This window comes from Xanthobacter autotrophicus, assembly GCF_030015065.1.
Classification (GTDB): domain Bacteria; phylum Pseudomonadota; class Alphaproteobacteria; order Rhizobiales; family Xanthobacteraceae; genus Xanthobacter; species Xanthobacter autotrophicus_D.
In genome coordinates, this window is the sequence record NZ_JAIVFN010000001.1 from 77,433 (window position 1) to 97,014 (window position 19,582).

Annotated in this window: 21 protein-coding genes; 5 read left to right on the plus strand and 16 right to left on the minus strand. The window is 68.9% G+C overall.

Annotation, left to right across the window (positions count from 1 at the left end; translation table 11 throughout):
* Position 1: 1 nt before the first annotated feature.
* The gene (locus tag K9U40_RS00350) at positions 2 to 1,039 is read left to right on the plus strand and encodes a 3-hydroxyacyl-CoA dehydrogenase NAD-binding domain-containing protein (protein ID WP_282888330.1); all 1,038 of its coding nucleotides are present in this window, start codon (positions 2 to 4) and stop codon (positions 1,037 to 1,039) included.
* 50 nt (positions 1,040 to 1,089) lie between these two features.
* Here K9U40_RS00350 and eno read toward each other — a convergent pair whose 3' ends face one another.
* Positions 1,090 to 2,373, minus strand: a complete 1,284-nt coding sequence (eno, locus tag K9U40_RS00355; protein ID WP_282888331.1) for a phosphopyruvate hydratase — start codon at positions 2,371 to 2,373, stop codon at positions 1,090 to 1,092.
* Between the two features lie 243 nt (positions 2,374 to 2,616).
* Between eno and queF the strand changes: the two genes are divergently transcribed.
* Together queF and K9U40_RS00365 are read left to right on the plus strand one after the other, a co-directional pair.
* Positions 2,617 to 3,069 (plus strand): preQ(1) synthase, encoded by a 453-nt coding sequence (gene queF / locus K9U40_RS00360; RefSeq protein ID WP_282888332.1) that lies wholly within the window; start codon positions 2,617 to 2,619, stop codon positions 3,067 to 3,069.
* A 73-nt stretch (positions 3,070 to 3,142) separates the two neighbouring features.
* Entirely contained in the window at positions 3,143 to 4,168 is a 1,026-nt protein-coding gene (locus tag K9U40_RS00365) for a DUF1835 domain-containing protein (RefSeq protein ID WP_282888333.1), read from the plus strand.
* Positions 4,169 to 4,195: 27 nt separating this feature from the next.
* Here K9U40_RS00365 and K9U40_RS00370 read toward each other — a convergent pair whose 3' ends face one another.
* The 4 genes from K9U40_RS00370 to K9U40_RS00385 all read right to left on the minus strand — a co-directional run bounded on the left by K9U40_RS00370 (position 4,196) and on the right by K9U40_RS00385 (position 9,756).
* Positions 4,196 to 5,224 (minus strand): AI-2E family transporter, encoded by a 1,029-nt coding sequence (locus K9U40_RS00370; protein ID WP_282888334.1) that lies wholly within the window; start codon positions 5,222 to 5,224, stop codon positions 4,196 to 4,198.
* Between the two features lie 291 nt (positions 5,225 to 5,515).
* Positions 5,516 to 8,968, minus strand: a complete 3,453-nt coding sequence (gene dnaE, locus K9U40_RS00375) for a DNA polymerase III subunit alpha (protein WP_282888335.1) — start codon at positions 8,966 to 8,968, stop codon at positions 5,516 to 5,518.
* Positions 8,969 to 9,110: 142 nt separating this feature from the next.
* Complete coding sequence (locus K9U40_RS00380) at positions 9,111 to 9,515, minus strand: type II toxin-antitoxin system VapC family toxin (protein ID WP_282888336.1); 405 nt, start codon at positions 9,513 to 9,515, stop codon at positions 9,111 to 9,113.
* A 10-nt stretch (positions 9,516 to 9,525) separates the two neighbouring features.
* The gene (locus tag K9U40_RS00385; protein ID WP_282888337.1) at positions 9,526 to 9,756 is read right to left on the minus strand and encodes an AbrB/MazE/SpoVT family DNA-binding domain-containing protein; all 231 of its coding nucleotides are present in this window, start codon (positions 9,754 to 9,756) and stop codon (positions 9,526 to 9,528) included.
* Positions 9,757 to 9,776: 20 nt separating this feature from the next.
* Here K9U40_RS00385 and K9U40_RS00390 point away from each other — a divergent pair, with 20 nt between their 5' ends.
* Complete coding sequence (locus K9U40_RS00390) at positions 9,777 to 10,262, plus strand: EamA family transporter (RefSeq protein ID WP_282888338.1); 486 nt, start codon at positions 9,777 to 9,779, stop codon at positions 10,260 to 10,262.
* An 18-nt stretch (positions 10,263 to 10,280) separates the two neighbouring features.
* On the opposite strand, the gene thiL is transcribed toward K9U40_RS00390, so the two are convergent.
* The 11 genes from thiL to exbB all read right to left on the minus strand — a co-directional run bounded on the left by thiL (position 10,281) and on the right by exbB (position 18,741).
* Positions 10,281 to 11,285: a thiamine-phosphate kinase gene (gene thiL / locus K9U40_RS00395; RefSeq protein ID WP_282888339.1), complete on the minus strand. Its 1,005-nt coding sequence runs from the start codon at positions 11,283 to 11,285 to the stop codon at positions 10,281 to 10,283.
* A gap of 1 nt (position 11,286) precedes the next feature.
* Complete coding sequence (nusB, locus tag K9U40_RS00400) at positions 11,287 to 11,766, minus strand: transcription antitermination factor NusB (RefSeq protein ID WP_282888340.1); 480 nt, start codon at positions 11,764 to 11,766, stop codon at positions 11,287 to 11,289.
* Positions 11,763 to 12,263, minus strand: a complete 501-nt coding sequence (ribH, locus tag K9U40_RS00405; RefSeq protein ID WP_282888341.1) for a 6,7-dimethyl-8-ribityllumazine synthase — start codon at positions 12,261 to 12,263, stop codon at positions 11,763 to 11,765. Before ribH ends, nusB begins: the two co-directional genes overlap by 4 nt.
* A 59-nt stretch (positions 12,264 to 12,322) precedes the next feature.
* On the minus strand, positions 12,323 to 12,934 hold the full coding sequence (locus K9U40_RS00410; protein ID WP_282888342.1) for a riboflavin synthase: 612 nt from the start codon (positions 12,932 to 12,934) through the stop codon (positions 12,323 to 12,325).
* On the minus strand, positions 12,934 to 13,167 hold the full coding sequence (locus K9U40_RS00415) for a hypothetical protein (protein ID WP_282888343.1): 234 nt from the start codon (positions 13,165 to 13,167) through the stop codon (positions 12,934 to 12,936). Before K9U40_RS00415 ends, K9U40_RS00410 begins: the two co-directional genes overlap by 1 nt.
* Positions 13,168 to 13,182: 15 nt before the next feature.
* Complete coding sequence (gene ribD, locus K9U40_RS00420) at positions 13,183 to 14,334, minus strand: bifunctional diaminohydroxyphosphoribosylaminopyrimidine deaminase/5-amino-6-(5-phosphoribosylamino)uracil reductase RibD (RefSeq protein WP_282888344.1); 1,152 nt, start codon at positions 14,332 to 14,334, stop codon at positions 13,183 to 13,185.
* Positions 14,331 to 14,867, minus strand: a complete 537-nt coding sequence (nrdR, locus tag K9U40_RS00425) for a transcriptional regulator NrdR (protein ID WP_282888345.1) — start codon at positions 14,865 to 14,867, stop codon at positions 14,331 to 14,333. The genes ribD and nrdR overlap by 4 nt, the downstream gene beginning before the upstream one ends.
* Before the next feature lie 95 nt (positions 14,868 to 14,962).
* A complete protein-coding gene (gene glyA, locus K9U40_RS00430) occupies positions 14,963 to 16,276 on the minus strand; it encodes a serine hydroxymethyltransferase (RefSeq protein WP_282888346.1) in 1,314 nt (437 codons plus the stop codon).
* A 174-nt stretch (positions 16,277 to 16,450) separates the two neighbouring features.
* Positions 16,451 to 17,287 carry an energy transducer TonB gene (locus tag K9U40_RS00435; protein ID WP_282888347.1) on the minus strand — a complete coding sequence of 279 codons (837 nt, stop codon included), beginning with the start codon at positions 17,285 to 17,287 and terminating at the stop codon, positions 16,451 to 16,453.
* Entirely contained in the window at positions 17,287 to 17,763 is a 477-nt protein-coding gene (gene exbD, locus K9U40_RS00440) for a TonB system transport protein ExbD (RefSeq protein WP_282888348.1), read from the minus strand. The genes K9U40_RS00435 and exbD overlap by 1 nt, the downstream gene beginning before the upstream one ends.
* 6 nt (positions 17,764 to 17,769) lie before the next feature.
* Positions 17,770 to 18,741, minus strand: a complete 972-nt coding sequence (gene exbB, locus K9U40_RS00445) for a tonB-system energizer ExbB (protein WP_282888349.1) — start codon at positions 18,739 to 18,741, stop codon at positions 17,770 to 17,772.
* 307 nt (positions 18,742 to 19,048) lie between these two features.
* Between exbB and K9U40_RS00450 the strand changes: the two genes are divergently transcribed.
* The gene (locus K9U40_RS00450) at positions 19,049 to 19,573 is read left to right on the plus strand and encodes a hypothetical protein (RefSeq protein ID WP_282888350.1); all 525 of its coding nucleotides are present in this window, start codon (positions 19,049 to 19,051) and stop codon (positions 19,571 to 19,573) included.
* Positions 19,574 to 19,582: the final 9 nt, after the last annotated feature.

Consider the following 19,582-nt stretch of genomic DNA (forward strand, 5'->3'; position numbering starts at 1 on the left):
CATGTCCGTTTCCGACCATCCCGTCCGCCGCGTCGCCGTGATCGGGGCGGGAACCATCGGCGCGAGCTGGGCCGCGCTGTTCCTGTCCCGCGGGCTCGACGTGGTGGTGAGCGATCCGGCGCCGGGTGCCGCCGAGGCCACCCAGCGCCTCATCTCTGCCGCCTGGCCCATCCTGATGGAGCTCGGCGGCGAAGGCGCGATCGACCCCACGAGCTGGCGCTTCGAGGCCGATCCGGTGAAGGCGGTGGCGGGCGTGGACTTCGTGCAGGAGAACGCGCCCGAGCGCTACGAGCTGAAACAGAAGCTGTTTCCCGCCATCGACGCGGTACTGCCGCCGCAGGTGGTGATTGCCTCCTCGTCTTCCGGCCTGCTGGTGAGCCGCATCGCCGAGGGCTGCCGCCATCCCGAGCGCTGCATCATCGGCCACCCGTTCAATCCGCCGCACCTGATCCCGCTGGTGGAGGTGGTGGGCGGCGAAAAGGCGAGCCGCGCGGCCATCGCCACCGCCATGGATTTCTACCGGGCCATGGGCAAGCACCCCATCGAGATCCGCAAGGAGGTCGCCGGCCACGTGGCCAACCGCCTGCAGGCGGCCCTGTGGCGCGAGGCCATCCATCTGGTGGAGCAGGGCGTGGTTTCAGTGGCGGACGTGGATGCGGCCGTCTGCGAAGGCCCCGGTCTGCGCTGGGCGCTCATGGGCCAGCACATGACCTTCCATCTGGGCGGCGGCCAAGGTGGCCTTGCCCATTTCATGCACCACCTTTTGCCTGCGGTGGAGACGTGGTGGGACGATCTCGGCACGCCGAATATGACGCCGGAGCTTCAGGCGAGGCTGGTTGAAGGCGTGACGGCGGAAGCCGCCGGCCGCTCCATCGCCGAACTGGCGCAGCGGCGCGATACCCTGCTGACGCAGATCGTGGCGTTGAAGCACGCCCATGATGCGGTCGAGGAAAAGCAGGACCTCAGCGACCGGCTCGATGAGGCGCTGGAGGAGAGCTTCCCGGCCAGCGACCCGGTGGCGGTGCACCGGGCGGATTGAGGGCGGCCCCCTCTCCCCTTGCAGGGAGAGGGGTTCCGCGGTTTGAGGCTTCAGGCCAGCGCCTTCAGCGCGGTCTTGCCGGCGTAGCGGGCGCTGTCGCCCAGTTCCTGCTCGATGCGCAACAGCTGGTTGTACTTGGCCGTGCGGTCGGAACGGGCCAGCGAGCCGGTCTTGATCTGCCCGCAATTGGTGGCCACCGCGAGGTCGGCGATGGTGGCATCCTCGGTCTCGCCCGAGCGGTGGGACATGACGGCCCGGTAGCCGGCCTTGTGGGCCATTTCCACCGCGTCCAGCGTCTCGGTGAGGGAGCCGATCTGGTTGACCTTCACCAGGATGGCGTTGCCCACGCCCTCCTTGATGCCGCGCGACAGGCGCTCCACGTTGGTGACGAACAGATCGTCGCCCACCAGCTGGCACTTGGAGCCGACCGTGTCGGTGAGGAGCTTCCAGCCCACCCAGTCGTCCTCGGCCATGCCGTCCTCGATGGTGACGATGGGATACTTGGCCACGAGCTCGGCGAGGTAGGCCACCTGGGACTCGATGTCGCGCACCGTGCCCTCGCCCTCATAATTGTAGACGCCGTTCTTGAAGAACTCGGTGGAGGCGCAGTCGAGGCCGAGATAGACGTCGTCGCCCGGCTTGAAGCCGGCCTTCTCGATGGCTTTGAGCACGAATTCCAGCGCCGCCTCGGCGGAGGCGAGGTTGGGGGCGAAGCCGCCCTCGTCGCCCACATTGGTGTTGTGGCCGGCGTCCTTCAGGCCCTTTTTCAGGGTATGGAAGATTTCCGCGCCCCAGCGCAGGCCCTCGGCGAAGGAGGGGGCGCCGGCGGGCAGGATCATGAATTCCTGGAAGTCGATGGGGTTGTCCGCGTGGGCGCCGCCATTGATGATGTTCATCATGGGCACCGGCAGCACGCGGGCATTGACGCCGCCCACATAGCGATAGAGCGGCAGGCCCTTGGATTCGGCCGCGGCCTTGGCGACGGCGAGCGACACGCCGAGGATGGCGTTGGCGCCCAGGCGGCCCTTGTTGGGGGTGCCGTCCAGCGCGAGGAGGGCGGCGTCGATGTGGGCCTGGTCCTCGGCCTCATAGCCGCCGATGGCGTCGAAGATCTCGCCGTTGACCGCGTCCACCGCCATGCCGACGCCCTTGCCGAGATAGCGGCCGGCGTCGCCGTCGCGCAGCTCCACCGCCTCGTGGGCGCCCGTGGATGCGCCCGAGGGCACTGCGGCGCGACCGAGCGAGCCGTCTTCCAGCACCACGTCCACCTCCACGGTGGGATTGCCGCGGCTGTCCAGAATTTCGCGTCCGATGATGTCCACGATGGCGGTCATGAAGACTCCTTCCCTGCGTCGTCCCGTGCGGCACGGCGAATGGGAAGGACAAATTTTCGCCCCTGCCCCGGCCGCCACCGGGAAACCCGAAGGCCCCAGCCTCTCAGGCGTGCCGCTTCTAGCGCGATCTTTTGCGCCTGCGAAGAGGCTGAACGGCGCTTCGCCGCAAATCGGCCGGACGGCGGTTGAACATTACGGCCGGCGCGGGTAGAGCACCCGCTCTTCCGCCGCAGGAAACGAGATATGACCGATCGCCCGCTCCAGCTCGGCGTCAGCGCCGCCTTGCCTGCTTCTCCCGAGGAAGCCGTGCTCGACCGCGTGCCGAACCCGCATCCGGACGTGGACTATGTGGCGCGCTTCACCTGCCCGGAATTCACCTCCCTGTGCCCGGTGACGGGGCAGCCGGATTTCGCGCACCTCGTCATCGACTATGTGCCCGACCAGTTCCTCGTGGAGTCGAAGTCTCTCAAGCTGTACATGGGCAGCTTCCGCAACCACGGCGCGTTCCACGAGGATTGCACCGTGGCGGTGGGCAAGCGCCTGGTGGACCTGCTCCAGCCCCGTTTCCTGCGTATTGCCGGCTACTGGTATCCGCGCGGCGGCATCCCCATCGACGTGTTCTGGCAGACCGGAAAGCTGGCCGAGGGCGTGTGGTTGCCGGATACGGGGGTTGCGCCCTACCGCGGTCGCGGGTGAAGCTGTCCGTTCCGGAGCTGCCGACGCCAGAACAACACCAGGGCGGCCCGGGGGAGGACGGAGGGCACGGATTATGCCGAAGCTCATTGTCACCAACGGTGAATCCGCGGCTGATCGCCTGCGCGCGGCGGGGATCAGGGGCCATATCCTGCCGTGGCAGGATATGCTCCACGACGGACCGGTCCCGCCCGGCACCGACCTCGAGGAGGTGTCGGACGTGCGCGCCGATTTCCTCTCGCAGGCGCTGGGGCTGCCCTTCGACGAGGTCCGGGCGGATTTCGCCCACCGCGACGCGCAGGTGGAGGTGCATGTGGCCTACCGCGAGGTGGAGCTGTGGTTCGAGCATGACCTGTTCGACCAGCTCCAGCTGATCCAGGTCCTCGCCTATTTCGCCCACCAGCCGGAGCGCATGGGCATCAGCCTGGTGCAGGCCTCCCACTATCTGGGGATGATGGACCCCGACAGTGTGCGCGCGCTGGAGACCGCCCGCGCGCCGGTCAGCCACCTCCAGCTGGAAACCGCGCGCGAGGCCTGGGACGCTTTCACCGCCCCCACGCCGCGCCCGCTCGCCACTTTCCTCTCGAGGTCGCAGGTGTCCCGCGTTTATGAGGTGCTGCCCCATCTGGCGCCCGCGCTCCATCGGCTCATCGCCGAGCTGCCGGCGCCCAAGAGCGGGCTGTCGCTGACCGAGGAGCGCATCCTGCGGCAGCTTCAGGACGGACCCGTGAAGGTGGCGCACCTCTATGCCGCCGTGCATTCCATGGACGAGGCGCAGTTCCTCGCCGACCTGCCGTTCTTCCTGCGCCTCGACGGCCTCGCCTTCGCCCACGAGCCGCTGATTTCCGGCCTGCCGTTCCGCTCCAGCGAAGCGGCGGGCATGCGCTTTTCCCCCGGCAGCGACAGCGCAGCCGAGCGCAGCTACCGCACCTATGCCGCGGCCGAGATCGCGCTGACGCCCGCGGGCGCGGCGGCGCTGAAGGGCGGCTTCGACCATGCCTGCGAGAATGCCGTGGACCGCTCCATCGGCGGAACGCATCTCCAGCCCGGCGCCATGTGGCGCTTCGACCGGGCGTCCGGCAGCCTCGTGCTGCCGAATTAAAGCCGCCGGTCGGCGCTTTCTAGTGGATCAAAGAGTTGTGGTTCCGACCCCGTTTTCCGGCTTCGCCTCCTGCTCGCCATGGGCCTTGAAGGCGGCGAAGGCGAGCACGGTGAGCGGCGTGGCGAGCACCACGCCGAGGGCGCCGAACACATTGCCGAACGCCACCACCGCGAACAGCGTCACCGCGGGCGGCAGCGACACCATGCGCTGCTGGAGCAACGGGGTGATCACGTTGCTCTCCGATTGCTGCACGATGACGAAGACCAGCAGGGTCCACAGCCCCGAATCGACGCCCAGCGTCAATGCGATGAGCACGGCGGGTGCCGCGGCCACCACAGGCCCGATCATGGGGACGAACTCGGCGAGCCCTGCGAACAAGGCGAGCGCCAGCGCCGAAGGCACCCCCACGATGGTGAGGCCGATGAAGGTGAGCACGCCCACCACCACCATGGCGATGAGCTGCGCCTTCAGGAAATGCCGCAGGTCCTCGGACACGGCAGCGAGCCGCAGCGCCACCGCCGGCCTGTCGGCCTCGGCCCAGAGCGACAGGAACATGCGCCGGTAGAGGTCCGGCGACGCGGCGAAATAGATGCCGCCCACCACCACCAGGAAGCTGCCCAGCACCACCTGGAACAGGTTGCTGGTCAGCCCCTGCACGGCCGAGATCACCGTCTCGCCGGAGGGCGCAGCCGCCTCGGCCCGGCGCAGCAGGTCGTCGCCCATGCCTTCCAGGTGGAAGCGCTGCTCGAAGGCGCGCCAGGCGGCGGGCAGTTCATTGATCAGCTCGGCGATCTGCACCTGGATGGTGGAGCCGAACAGATGGAGGGTGAGCCCGATGCCGCCGAACACCAGGAGCGCAACCGGGAATACCGCGTAGCGCTCGGGAAAACGGGTGAGGCGCGCGAACGGCTCCGCCAGCGCGTGCAGGGCCAGCGACACCAGCATGGCCGCGAACACCTGGAGGAACACGTCGATGATCTTGAAGGAGAAATAGGCGAGCGCAAGGACGATGCAGGCGACGGCGACGCGCCGCGCCACGAGCCAGTCGGAAGTCATGATGTCCTCTTGCCGGGAAAGCGCCGTGCGGCCTGTATAGCCCGAATAGACAGCGCCGCACATGCTCGGGTGAACGACAGCGCCGGCCTTGGCGCTCCAGCCCCCTCTCCCGCTTGCGGGGGAGGATTCTAGAGCACGCGCCGATCTGCTTGCATCGCAAGCTGATCGAACAACGCGTTCTCTTTCTTGAGCTTAGAGGGCGATTCACCGATCAGATTGATTCAATCTGATCGGATCGCGCTCTAGAACACGCGCCGATCAACTTTCATCGCAACCTGATCGGCGCCGGTCCTAAGCCGCCTCCACCGACACCACCCCGGGGATGGCCTTGATGGCCCCGGCGATCTGCGGGGAAATGGGATATTTGCCGGGCAGGCTTACTTCCACCTCGGCCCGCGCATCCTCCACCAGCAGGATCAGGCTGACCTCGCCCGATCCCGCATCTGCGGCCTTGCCGTCGGCGAGGCGGCGGGCGATGCCCTCGATGGGCTCGGGGGAGCGCAGAAAGATGCGCAGGCCCTTCTGGTGGCGGGCGGTGACGGGATCGAGCTTCTCGCAGGAATTGATGCGCACGCGCACGTCCTCGCCCTGAAGCTCGGCGGCCACCATCATCAGCAGCGGCGTGCCCGGTTCCAAAAGGTCGCGATAGTGCGCGAGGCCTTCGGAGAAGATCACCGCCTCGTAATGGCCCGAGGGATCGGACAGGCCGACGATGCCCATGCGGGTGCCCGACTTGGTGCGCCGCTCCTGCTTGGACACCACGGTGGCCGCAAGCCGCCCCGCCGCCGCACCCGAGCGCACCGCACGGGAGAAGTCGGCGAAGGACTGCACCCGCATCTTCTTCAGGGCATCCGCATAGTCATCCAGCGGATGGCCGGTGAGGAAGAAGCCGATGGCGTCATATTCCTTCTGCAGCCGTTCGGACGGCAGCCAGGGCGCCGCCTCCGGAATGGGCAGGGACGCCGCCGAGGGGCCGGAGCCGAACATGTCGTTCTGGCCGGACTGGGCGTTCGCCTCCACGCGCTGGGCCTCGGCCACGATGGATTCGATGGCGGCGAACGCCCGCGCCCGGTTCTTCTCCAGAACGTCGAAGCAGCCGGCGGCCATCAGGCTTTCCAGCGTGCGCTTGTTGACCAGCTTCACCGGCAGGCGAGAGGCGAAATCCGCAAAGCTCTTGAAGGGCTTATCGCCGCGCGCCTGAACCAGCGCATCCACCGCCGCCCCGCCCACGCCCTTGATGGCGGCCATGGCGTAGATGATCTTGCCATCCTTCACCGCGAATTCGCGGGCCGACAGGTTGATATTGGGCGGCACCACCTCGATGCCGAGGCGCTGGGCCTCCTGCCTGAATTCCGCAAGCTTGTCGGTGTTCCCCATGTCGAGGGTCATGGAGGCGGCGAGGAACTCGGTGGGGTAGTTCGCCTTCAGCCATGCCGTCTGGTAGGCGACGAGGGCGTAGGCTGCGGCGTGGGACTTGTTGAAGCCGTAGTCGGCGAACTTGGCCAGCAGGTCGAAGATGGTGTCCGCCTGCGCCTTCTCGATGCCGCGCCCGGCGGCGCCCGACACGAAGCGCTCGCGCTGCTTCTCCATCTCGGCGCGGATCTTCTTGCCCATGGCCCGGCGCAGCAGATCGGCCTCACCCAGCGAATAGCCCGCCATGGCCTGGGCGATCTGCATCACCTGTTCCTGGTAAATGATGACGCCGAACGTCTCCTTCAGATAGGGCTCCAGCATGGGATGGAGATAATCCGGCTGGGCGCGGCCGTGTTTGCAATCGCAATAGACCGGGATGTTGGCCATGGGGCCGGGCCGGTACAGCGCCACGAGGGCGATGAGGTCCTCCACCCGGTCGGCCTTCATGTCCACCAGCGCGCGGCGCATGCCCGCGCTTTCCACCTGGAACACGCCCACCGTCTCGCCCTTGCCGAGCATGGCGTAGGTCTTGGGGTCGTCCAGCGGGATCTTGGAAATGTCGAGCTCGATGCCGCGCTGGTGGACCAGCTTCACCGCCTTGTCGATGGTGGTCAGCGTCTTCAGGCCCAGGAAGTCGAACTTCACCAGGCCGGCCTGCTCCACCCATTTCATATTGTACTGGGTGACCGGCATGTCGGACTTGGGATCGCGATAGAGCGGCACCAGCTCGTGCAGCTTCCTGTCGCCGATCACGATGCCCGCCGCATGGGTGGAGGCGTGGCGGTTGAGCCCCTCCAGCTTCACCGCGATGTCGAAGGCGCGCTTCACCACCTCTTCCTGGTCGCGCGAGGCCTGGAGGCGCGGCTCGTCCTCGATGGCCTGCTTCAGCGTGACCGGATTGGCCGGGTTCTGCGGCACCAGCTTGCAGAGCTTGTCCACCTGCCCGTACGGCATCTCCAGCACGCGGCCCACGTCGCGCAGCACGCCGCGCGCCTGGAGGGTACCAAAGGTGATGATCTGCGCCACCTGGGCGCGGCCGTAGCGCTCCTGCACATAGTGGATCACCTCGTCGCGGCGTTCCTGGCAGAAGTCCACGTCGAAGTCGGGCATGGACACGCGGTCCGGGTTCAGGAACCGCTCGAACAGCAGGCCGAAGCGCAGGGGGTCGAGGTCGGTGATCTGGAGCGAATAGGCCACCAGCGAGCCGGCGCCCGATCCACGCCCCGGCCCCACCGGGATGTCGTGGGCCTTGGCCCACTTGATGAAGTCCGACACGATGAGGAAGTAGCCGGGGAACTTCATCTTGGTGATGACGGAAAGCTCGTAGGCGAGCCGCTCCTCGTAGGTGGCGATGTCGAGCCCCGGCGCCGGCCCGTGCTTTGCGAGGCGCTGGGCAAGGCCCTCCTTCGCCTGCCGTTCCAGCTCGGCGGCCTCCTCGGCGAGGGGATCCCCCTCCCCCCCGCCGGAAGTGAAGCGCGGCAGGATGGGCTTGACGGTGCGCACCCGATGGGCACAGCGCTGGGCGATCTCGACCGTATTGGCCGTGGCCTCGGGCAGGTCGGCAAACAGGGCGAGCATTTCGGCGCGGGTCTTGAAGCGGTGCTCGGGCGTCAGCCGGCGCCGGTCGCCCTCCGACAACAAGCGGCCCTCGGCGATGCACAGCAGCCCGTCATGGGCCTCATAGTCGGTCTGGCTGGCGAAGAAGGGCTCGTTGGAGGCGACGAGCGGAATGCCCTTGGCATAAGCGAGGTCGAGCAGTCCCGCTTCGGCGAGGCGCTCGGCGTCGGTGTCGTGGCGCTGGATCTCCACATAGAGCCGGTCGCCGAACAGGGAGGCGAGCAGGTCGAGCCGCTCCGCCGCCAGCTCCGGATGGCCGGACACCAGCGCCTTGTCGATGGGGCCGGCCGGCCCTCCCGTGAACGCGATGAGGCCGTCATGGGCCTCGGCGAGCCAGTCGGGCAGGATGCGCGGCTCGTCCTCGCTCGCGGTTTCCAGAAACGAGCGGGAAACGAGGCGCATCAGGTTGCGCCACCCCGGCTCCGACTGGGCGAGCAGCACGATGCGCGGCCGCTTCGGCCGGATCGCCCCGCGCGGGCCCGCCGGCTCCGGCAGGTCGAGGGCGAGGGACACGCCGGCGATGGGCTGGATGCCCGCGCCCGCCATCTTTTCGGAAAACTCCAGCGCGCCGAAGAGGTTGCCCGTATCGGTGAGGGCAATGGCCGGCTGCGCGTCCGCCTTCACGAGGTCGGCCAGCTTGCCGATGGAAAGTGCCCCCTCCAGCAGCGAATAGGAGGAATGGACGTGCAGATGGATGAAGCCGGGATCGGGCATGGACCGGAGCGGGTGCGAGGAGAGTCGAATGCCGGTGATCTTAGAGCGCGATCCGATCAGATTGAATCAATCTGATCGGTGAATCGCCCTCTAAATTCAAGAAAGAGAACGCGGTGCCCGATCAAGCTGATCGGCGCGTGCTCTAGAGCGAAGGGGCGATCAAGGTCACTGTGGGAAAATAGGTCGCGTAGCGGCCGCGATCCCGAGTCAGGAGCGGTCGCCCGACGATGGCGGCATGGGCTCCGATGAGAAAGTCCGGCAGCACGCCCGTGCGGGAGCCGCCCGCCTTGCGGTATTGGCCGAAGATCTTGCCTGCCAGAAAGAGCGCCGCGCGGGGCGTCTCGACGAGGGTGATGCCGGCGACTGTGAAAAATTCGTCCACCGCCTCGACACGGGCATAACGCACGGACAGCTCGGCATACACCATGGGATCGGCGAGGAGCGGACCGTCCAGCGCTGCCGCTTCGAGATGCTCTTCCGACCACGTCGCCCAGACCGGATCGTCCGTCACCAGATCGAGCAGCACGTTAGTATCCACGAAGGTCATCGCCGCCGGCTCATCGCTCGCCGCGAGTGAGCGCCATGATGGCGTCGGTGCTGAGGCCCGCCCCCGCATGGCCGCGCAATTTTGCGAACCGGCCGTGATGCGCGTCCTCCCCAACCTTGGTGAAGATCACACGATCACCCTCCAGCCGGAACTCCACCGCGCTGCCCGGCGTGATGCCGAGCAGATCGCGCACCCGCTTGGGAACCGTCACCTGTCCTTTGCGTGTCACCGTGCTGGCCATTTGGTAATACCTCGCACACTATGCGCATTACCTACCATAGGGACCTCGCCGCCGCGAGCGTTGCGCCTTTGCCCTCCGGTCTTTCCAGCTCCTGGCTGTTCTGGGCCCTGTTGTCCGCCGCGTTCGCGGCGCTCACCGCCATTTTCGCCAAGGTGGGGGTGGCGAATATCCATTCCGACCTCGCGACGCTGCTGCGCACGGTGATCATCCTTGCGCTCGTGGCGGCGATGGTGGGGTTCGGCGGCTCCTGGCAGGCGCCCGGCGAGATCCCGGCGCGCACGTGGATCTTCCTGATCCTGTCGGGCCTTGCCACCGGAGCGTCGTGGCTGTGCTATTTCCGCGCGCTGAAGCTCGGCGACGCCGCGCGGGTGGCGCCGGTGGACAAGCTGAGCGTGGTGCTGGTCGCCATCTTCGGCATCGTGTTCCTGGGCGAGCGCCTGAGCGCGCTCGCGAGCCTCGGCGTCGTCCTCATTGCCGCCGGGGCGGCGCTGGTGGCGCTGGGATAGCGCCCCCGAAATACCGGCTCAGAAGTGGCTGAAGCTGCCGGCGCCGAGGTTGAGGGCATGGCCGCCGGCATCGGTCACATCAAGGCCGGGCTGCTCCCGCGTCTCGCCGATCAGCGCCACCGGCACGCCGGCCCTCGCGGCCTCGGCAGTGAAGGCGTGGACCAGGGCATGGGGCACGCAGGCCACCACCTCGTAATCGTCCCCGCCGGTGAGCGCGGCCGCGAACAGGCTGCCGTCCGCTGCGATGGCCGCCGCAGCGGCAGCCGACAAGGGTACCCGTCGCGCCTCGATGCGGCCGCCGCAGCCCGAGGCGGCGAGCATCTTCGCCACGTCACCGGCCAGCCCGTCGGATACGTCCATGGCGGCTTTCGCATAGCGGCGCAGGACCGGGGCGATGGCGAGCCGCGGCTGGGGATGAAGATAGCGATCCAGGAGATGGCCGCGCTGCTCGTCGCTCAGGCCCGCGAAGGCCGCCCCCGCTCCGTCCTGCCGCAGCCGCAGGCCCAGTGCCGCGTCGCCGATGGTCCCGGTGACGAGGAGGGACTGGCCGGGCCTTGCCCCGGTGCGCGGCACGAACGCCCCCTTCGGCACCGAGCCCAAAGCGGTGAGCGTGATGGTGACCGGGCCGGGGGTCGAAACCGTATCGCCGCCGAGGATGGGGCACAGATAGCGCTCCGCATCCTCGCCCAGCGCAGCGGCGAAGGCTTCCATCCAGGCCTCGGGCGTGTCCTTGGGCAGGGCCAGCGCCAGCAGTGCGCCGAGCGGGTCGGCGCCCTTGGCCGCGAGGTCCGAAAGGTTCACCCGCAGCGCCTTGCGGGCGATGGATGCGGGCGGATCATCGGCGAAGAAATGGACTCCCGCCACCACCGCATCCTTGGTGAGGACGAGGTCGCAGCCCTCGGGCGGGGTGAGCAGAGCGGCGTCGTCGAGCAGGCCGAGCGCGGCGGGCGAGCCGGCGATGGGGCGCAGGAAGCGCGCGATGAAGCGATCCTCGCCCGATCCCCCTGCCCCGCCGCCCTCCATCTCAGCTGCCCTTGAACTCGTCGGGGCGCAAATCGTGGGCCAGCGTGTCGAGCACGGCATTGACCATGCCGGTCTCGTCGCGATCGAGGAAGGCGCCGGCCACGTTCACATATTCGGTGATGACCACGCGGGCCGGCACGTCGGGCTTGGATGCCAGCTCGAAGGCGCCGGCACGCAACACCGCCCGCAGCACCGCTTCCACCCGCTTCAGCGGCCAGCCCTTGGTCAGGGCATTGTCCACCATGGGGTCGATGCGGCGCTGGTCGTTCAGCACCCCCTCCACCACGGCGCGGAACAGGCGCACGTCGGCCTCGGGGAACTCGACGCCCTCCACCTCCTGGCCGAGCCAGTGGCTCTCGAACTCGGCGAGGATGTCGTTGAGCGGGGTCTGGGCGAGGTCCATCTGGTAGAGCGCCTGCACCGCGCCGAGGCGGGCCGCGCTCTTCTTCATGGGCTTTGCCGGGGCGTTCACGTCCTTCATGCTTCCAGCCGCCGCTTGAGGCGCAGCAGGGTGAGCGCCGCTTCCGCTGCGCCGCCACCCTTGTTGCCCTCGGAGACGCGGGCGCGCTCCCAGGCCTGGGCCTCGGTGTCCACGGTGAGGATGCCGTTGCCCACCGGCAGCGCATGCGCCATGCCGAGGTCCATGAGCCCGCGGGCGGATTCCCCGGCCACGATCTCGAAATGATAGGTCTCGCCGCGGATGACCACGCCGAGGCCGACCACAGCATCCACCGCATCGCCGGAGACCTCGGAGGCCTCCAGCGCGATCTCGGCGGCGATGGGAACCTCCAGCGCGCCGGGCACGGTGATCACCTCCACCTCCACGCCGGCCGCCTCCAGCACCGCGCGGGCGCCGGCCAGAAGCTCGTCGGCGAGGGCCTCGTAATAGCGGCCCTCCACGATGAGCACCCGGGCGCCTTCCAGCGAACCGCCGTTGAGCGAGGCGTCGCCCGCGCTTTCCCTGCGCGTCGTGACCATGGGACTTGTCTCCAGAACTGTGCGGCGCCGCGCGGCGCCGGAATTGGCCGCGAGGCGTACTAGGCCCGGGGGAACTCCGCAAGCCGGGCGGCATAGCGGGCCATGAGGTCCGCCTCGAAATTGACCGTGTCCCCCGCCTTCACGCCCCCCCAGGTGGTGACCGCCAGCGTGTGGGGAATGAGCAGGCAGGAGAAGGTGTTGCCCTCCACCGTGTTCACCGTGAGGGAGGTGCCGTCGAGGGCCACGGAGCCCTTCGCCGCCACGAAGCGGGCAAGCTGTTCCGGCACCTCGAACACGAAGCGCGTAGTGGAGCCCAGATCCTCCCGCGACACCACCTTCGCCGTGCAGTCCACGTGGCCGGAGACCATGTGGCCGCCCAGCTCGTCGCCCAGCTTCAGCGAGCGCTCCAGATTGATGCGCCGGCCCTGGGTCCAGCCGCCCACGGTGGTGACCGCCAGCGTCTCCGGCGCCGCATCCACGGTGAAGAGCGTGCCGCGCGGGCCGCCGGCCGTCACCGAAGTGACGGTGAGGCATACGCCCGCATGGGCGATGGAGGCGCCCACGTCGATGCCCGTCGCCTCGAACGCGGTGGCAATGGTGAGGGTCTTGACCTCCCCCTTCGTCTCCACGGCGACAAGATCGCCCATGTCGGTGACGATGCCGGTGAACATCACTTTTCTCCTTCAGGTGGAGGCTGCCGTGCCCAACCCAGGTCCGACAGGATTTGCGCCATCGGCGGCAGCCATCCGGCCCGATGCATGCCGGCCATTGTGAAGAACACGCTCGCGGCTAGTGCAAGAGCACCGATCAGCGCACGCACCGGATGCTTCGCGCAGGTGGGATCGGTATGGCGCGTGACGGCGCCGCCAACCGTTTTCAGAATCCAATCGAAGACCCACTGCATGTCCGTGGTGGCCTGTCAGCGTCTCCACAAGCGCACGAGCCGGTCGGCGCCAAGCTCGGCGCGCTCCACCTCGGCGAAGCCCACGGGGGCGAAAAGGCGGCCGAGCGGACGGCCGGCCAGGGCATCATAGGCATCCGGTCCCAGCAGCACCGGGCTGTGGAAGACAGCCACCTCGTCCACCAGGCCAGCCTCCAGGAAGGCCGCGGCGGTGGTGGGGCCGCCCTCCACCATCAGCCGGGTGATGCCGAGCAGGCCCAGAAGCTTGAGCACCGCCGGCAGATGCAGCCGCCCCTCCACGCCGCCGCGCGGGGCGCGCAGCACCTCGACGCCCTTCTCCATGAGGGCGGCAGCGCGCTCGGCCGGGGCATCCTCCGCCGCGATCACCCAGACCGGGACATCGCAGGCGGTGCGCACGAGCGCGCTTTCAAGGGGTATGTCGAGCCCGCTGTCGAGCACGAGGCGCACCGGGGAGCGGTCCTCATGGCCTTCCAGCCGGCAGGTGAGCATGGGGTCGTCCGCCGTCACCGTGCCGAGGCCCACCAGGATGGCGTCCGAATGGGCGCGCATGAGATGCGCCCGCGCCCGCGCCTCGGGTCCGGTAACCACCGCCGGACGCGGCCCGGCAAGGGCCGCCTTGCCGTCGGCGGAGACCGCCATTTTCAGCAGCACATGGGGCCGGCCCCCGGTGACGCGGCGGATATGGCCGGCATGGTCGGCCAGCGCCTGCTCGGCGCCCACGCCCACAGTCACCCAGATGCCGGCGGCGCGCAGGCGGGCGACGCCGCGCCCCTTCACCCGATGATCGGGATCCTCGATGGCGGCCACCACCCGGCGCACCCCGGCGGCGATCACCGCACCGGCGCAGGGCGGGGTACGGCCATGATGGGAGCAGGGCTCCAGCGTCACATAGAGCGTGGCACCTCGGGCCGCCTCCCCCGCCTGGGCGAGGGCGATGGGCTCCGCATGGGGGCGGCCGGTGGCGGCGGTGGCGGCGGCGCCGACGATGTGCGGGCGGCCGTCCACATGCTGCACCACCACCGCACCTACGGAAGGGTTCGGCCAGGTGCGCCCGAGGCCGGTCTGGCCCACCTTGAGGGCCTCGGCCATGAACAGCTCGTCCTCCTCCGGAGAGGTGACGGGATGGGCGGACAGGGGAGAGGCGCTCATTCGGCGCCCCGCGGCGGGGTCTTGGGGGCGGCCTTCGGCTTGTCCCTGGCGCCCTCGCCCTTCACCTCGCCCTTCACCTCGCCCTCCTGGGACAGCTCGGCCAAGGCGTGCTCGAAATCCTTGGCCTCGCGGAAATTGCGGTAGACCGAGGCGAAGCGCACATAGGCCACGTCGTCGAGCTGCTTGAGGCCTTCCATCACCATCTCGCCAATGGTCTCGGAGGTGATGTCGCTGTCGCCCATGCTTTCCAGCTGGCGCACGATGCCGGACAGCATGCGCTCCACCCGCTCGCCGTCCACCGGACGCTTGCGCAGCGCCACGTCCACGGAGCGGGCGAGCTTGTCGCGGTCGAACGGCACCCGCCGGCCGGAGCGCTTCAGCACCATCAGCTCGCGCAATTGCACGCGCTCGAAGGTGGTGAAGCGGCCGCCGCAATCCGGACAGATGCGGCGGCGGCGGATGGCGGTGTTGTCTTCCGTCGGCCGGGAATCGCGCACCTGCGTGTCGAGACCGCCGCAATAGGGACAGCGCATGCTTCACCCTCTCCGGCGCTCAGGCATTGTCGCCCGTGGACAGGCACCCGCGAGGCGAAAACGCGCTGGCACCTGTCCCTCCTGGCACTTGTCCCTCAGGGATAGATGGGGAAGCGGGCGAGCAGGCCCGAGACCTTCGCGCGCACCGCGGCTTCCACCAGCGAATCCTCGTCCGTGCCCTTCTGGGAGAGCACGTCCAGCACCTCGGCGATCATGTCGCCCACCTGCTGGAACTCGGCCACCCCGAAGCCGCGCGTGGTGCAGGCCGGCGTGCCGAGGCGGATGCCGGAGGTCACGAACGGCTTCTCGGGGTCGAACGGGATGCCGTTCTTGTTGGTGGTGATGTGGGCGCGGCCCAGCGCGCCTTCCGAGGTCTTGCCGGTGAGGCGCTTGGGGCGCAGGTCCACCAGCATCAGGTGGGTGTCGGTGCCGCCGGAGACGATGTTGAAGCCGTGGCCCTTCAGGGTCTCGGCCAGCGCCTTGGCATTCTCCACCACGTTCTTCGCATAGAGCTTGAACTCGGGGCGCAGCGCCTCGCCGAAGGCCACGGCCTTAGCGGCGATGACATGCATCAGCGGCCCGCCCTGGATGCCGGGGAAGATGGCGGAGTTGATCTTCTTGGCGAGGTCCTCGTCATTGGTGAGGATCATGCCGCCGCGCGGGCCGCGCAGGGTCTTGTGGGTGGTGGTGGTCACCACGTGGGCGTGGGGAAACGGGCTCGGATGCGCGCCGCCCGCGACGAGGCCGGCGAAATGGGCCATGTCCACCATGAGCACGGCGCCCACACTGTCGGCGATGGCCCGCATGCGCGGAAAGTCGATCACCCGCGGATAGGCCGAGCCGCCGGCGATGATGAGGCGCGGCTTGTGCTCGTCGGCGAGCCGCGCCACCTCGTCATAGTCGATGCGCTGGTCGTCCTCGCGCACGGTATAGGGCACCGGCTTGAACCACTTGCCGGACATGTTGACCGGCGAGCCGTGGGTGAGATGCCCGCCGGCGGCGAGGTTGAGCCCAAGATAGGTGTCGCCCGGCTGCATCACGGCGAAGAACACGCCCTGGTTCGCCTGGCTGCCGGAATTGGGCTGCACGTTGGCGAAGGCGCAGCCGAACAGCTTCTTGGCGCGCTCGATGGCGAGAGTCTCCGCCACGTCCACGAACTGGCAGCCACCGTAATAGCGCTTGCCGGGATAGCCCTCGGCATACTTGTTGGTGAGCACGGAGCCCTGGGCCTCGAGCACGGCGCGCGAGACGATGTTCTCGGAGGCGATCAGCTCGATCTCGTCGCGCTGGCGACCCAGCTCCGCCTTCACCGCGCCGGCGATCTCGGGATCGCTCTCGGCGAGAGGGGCAGTGAAGAAGCGGTTCATTTCCTCCGAAATGGAGGCGCGGTTCGCGTCCTGCGAGGCCATGGCAGGTCTCCGGTAATGTCGGGGCACCCCGGCAGGACGCCGGTTCCAGCGGCCCTCAGGAGCGGACCCTGCGCTTATCACAGGGTCGCGGTGAAGTCCAAAGCCGGGGCATGCGGCAGGAACGGCCCAGCCCTGCGCCGGCTACAGATGACAGCCGGCGCAGGGGGCGGGTGCTCACCGCGACGTGAAGTTGATGCTTACCGAGAACGTGAGTGGCTTGCCCTCCGGCGGTGCGGGAAAGGGCGAGGCGCGGTGCGCCATGGCCACGGCCTCGCGGTCCAGCACCTCGTTGCCCGAGGCGCTGACCAGCCGCACGCCGGTGACCGAGCCGGACGGGCTGAGCGAGATGGAAACCCCCGGCCGCCCCACATTGCCGCCCTGCGGGCGCTTGTAGCGGTTCAGGTGCGAAAAGGCTCGCGAGCGCCAGTCGGCGATCGCCGCCGAGCGGACCGCCGCCGAGCCCGGCGATGGCGCGGCCGTGGACTGCGCTACCGGCGCATCCGATCGGGGGGCGGCGGTGGTGACGGGAGCAGACGGGCGGCGCGTCGGCTTGGCGTCCTTCTTCGGCCGCTCCACCTTCTGCTTCGGCGGCTGCCTGACCTCTTCCTTCTTGGGCTCGGGCTTGGGCAGCACCACTTCGGCCTGTTCCTTCGACGGCTCGATCTCAGGCAGCTTCTCCGCCACCTGGTTCACCACCGGCTCGGGCGGCGGCGCGGCCTCGGCCGGGACGTCGGGCGCGTCGGGGACGGATTCGGGCGCCTGGACCATCTGCGGCCCGGGGGCGGCGTCCTCCACCTGGTCCTCGCTGGCCGCAAGCGGGGCCAGCTCGATCATGATGGCGGCCGGTGGCGCCGCCTCCCCGGCCTCCACCTTGCGCCAGAACAGCGCCACATAGACCGCGGCGGCATGCACGACGACGATGAACAGAGCCCCCGCGGCAAGCCGCAGCACGGTGTCACGCAGATGGGTGCGGTCGAAATCGTGCCAATGATGGTGGTGGACCGCGCTCACTATCGGCCTCCCGGCACCGGGGCGGGCGCGGCGGGCGCCGGCGATTCGGGCGCGGCCGGCTCGCCTTCGAGGCCCACCAGCGCCACCTTGAGATAGCCGGCGGTGCGCAGCAGGTTCATCACCTCCATCACGTCGCCATAGGGCACGGCCTTGTCGGCGCGCACGAACACCCGCTGCTGGCGGTCGCCGGAGGTCTTGCCGTCGAGGGCCTGGGCGAGGGCGGGCCGGGCGAGCGGCTCATCCCCCAGCGCCAGCGAGAGATCCTTCTTCACGGTGAGGAACAGGGGCTTGTCGGGGCGCGGCTGGGGCTGGGCGTTGGCCGCGGGAAGGTCCACCTTCACATCCACCGTGGCGAGCGGGGCCGCCACCATGAAGATGATGAGCAGCACCAGCATCACGTCGATGAAGGGCGTGACGTTGATTTCGTGGTTCTCGGCGAGGTCGTCCCCGCCGCCTTGGTCGAGCTTGGCGGCCATGGCGGATCACTCCGCCGCGGCGCGCAGGCGACGGGGCTCGATGCCGCTGGCCGCCCGGTCGAGATCGCGGGACAGATGGCGCATCACCTCGGCCGAGGTGTCGGAGAGGCGCGCCTTGTAGGCGGCGATGGCCCGGGCGAACAGGTTGTAGATCACCACGGCGGGGATGGCCGCCACGAGGCCGATGGCGGTGGCGAGCAGCGCCTCGGCAATGCCAGGCGCCACCACGGCGAGGTTGGTGGTCTGGGCCTTCGAGATGCCGATGAAGGCGTTCATGATGCCCCAGACGGTGCCGAACAGGCCCACGAACGGGGCGGTGGCGCCGATGGTGGCGAGCACGCCCGTGCCGCCCGACATGCGCCGCCCGGCGCCCGCCTCGATCCGGCCGAGGGAGACCGCGACGCGCTCCTTGATGCCCTCCACCGGCAACCCCTCGGAGACGTTCCATTCGGCGAGGGCGGCCTTGACGGTGGCGGGCGCCGCCCCCTTGCCCGTCGGCAGCGCGGCGGCGGCAGCGGCAAGCGTCGGCGCCATGCGCAGCGCCTTGAGGGTGCGCGCCACCGCGCGACGGGCGAAGAACAGCTCCAGCGACTTGGCGAACCACACCGTCCAGGTGACGAGGGAGGCGAAGGCGAGCCCCACCATCACGGCTTTGACCACCAGGTCAGCCGCCATGAACATACCCCAGGGGGACAGATCATGGGGCAGGCGCGCATCGACGGCGGCACTCTGGGGCGCGGGCACATGCTCCGCCGCCCGATCGCCTGCGCCGTGCGGCGCGGCCTCTGCGTGCGGTGCAAGCGGAACCGCCGCTTCGGCGGCGGATACCGCTGGCTGCTCTGCGGGAGCAGGCGTCGCCGGCTGGGCAAGGCAGACGCCCGGCAAAAAGGCAAGGGCAAGGAAAAGCAAAGCGGCACCCGCGGGTACCTTGAACAAGCCACGCCAAAACAGCGTGCACGACATCATGCGAACGGGCATCGCGCGTCACCAATCAGATTTGCAAGATTTGCTGGCGATCCCGGGCAACGGGGCTGGCTGGCTTCGATTGTTATAAGCCCATTCGGCGGCGAAGCTAACCCTGATGACCTTTTTGCGTCTAGCGGCGGCATGCCGCAGGGCAATGCCCTTCTCAATGCCAAGGCGCACCGCTTAGCCTTCCGCGACGAAAGGCTAGTGGTTCGGCCGCGACAGATGGGGCCTGTCCGGCGCGGACGAACCTCAACGCGTTCTCTCTCATCAAGTTGGAGCGCAAGCCCGTCGCGGCGCCTGGTATCCGGGGGAAAAGGTGGGGCTTCCGGCACACGATCATCCGCGGATCGCGGCGTGGCTTGTCCATGCCGGCGGTTGGTCGCGCGCGATATTCACGCGCCCGATGCCCGGCCCACGGCCTCCTGCCCGCTATTCTTTTGCCCGCCTTTCACTTGCCCGCCTTTCACTTGCCCGTCTTTCACTTGCCCGACTGGTCCTGGCCTGGACGCTTGCCTACCTGGTGCTTGCCCAGGGGATGGTCGGCGCGTTTGCCGCTGGCGCCATGGCGGCTCCGACCGAAGCCGGGGCGGTCCTCTGCATCGGCGCCGCCCACGACACGGCCGATACGGACGACGGCCCCGCCCAAGGAGTGGTGCGGAGCCTGCACTGCTTTCTCTGTCCGGCGGCCGGCAGCGTGCCGCTGCTGGCGGTGCCGCCCCGTCTGCCGCTGCCGGCCGCGCCGCTCCAGGTCGCGGCGTCGGCCCTGCGCGGCCACCTCGCGGCCCCGCTCCTCCCGGCGCGCGAGCAGGCTCGTCCCCGCGCGCCCCCGGCTGCGGCCTGAGCTGCTCCA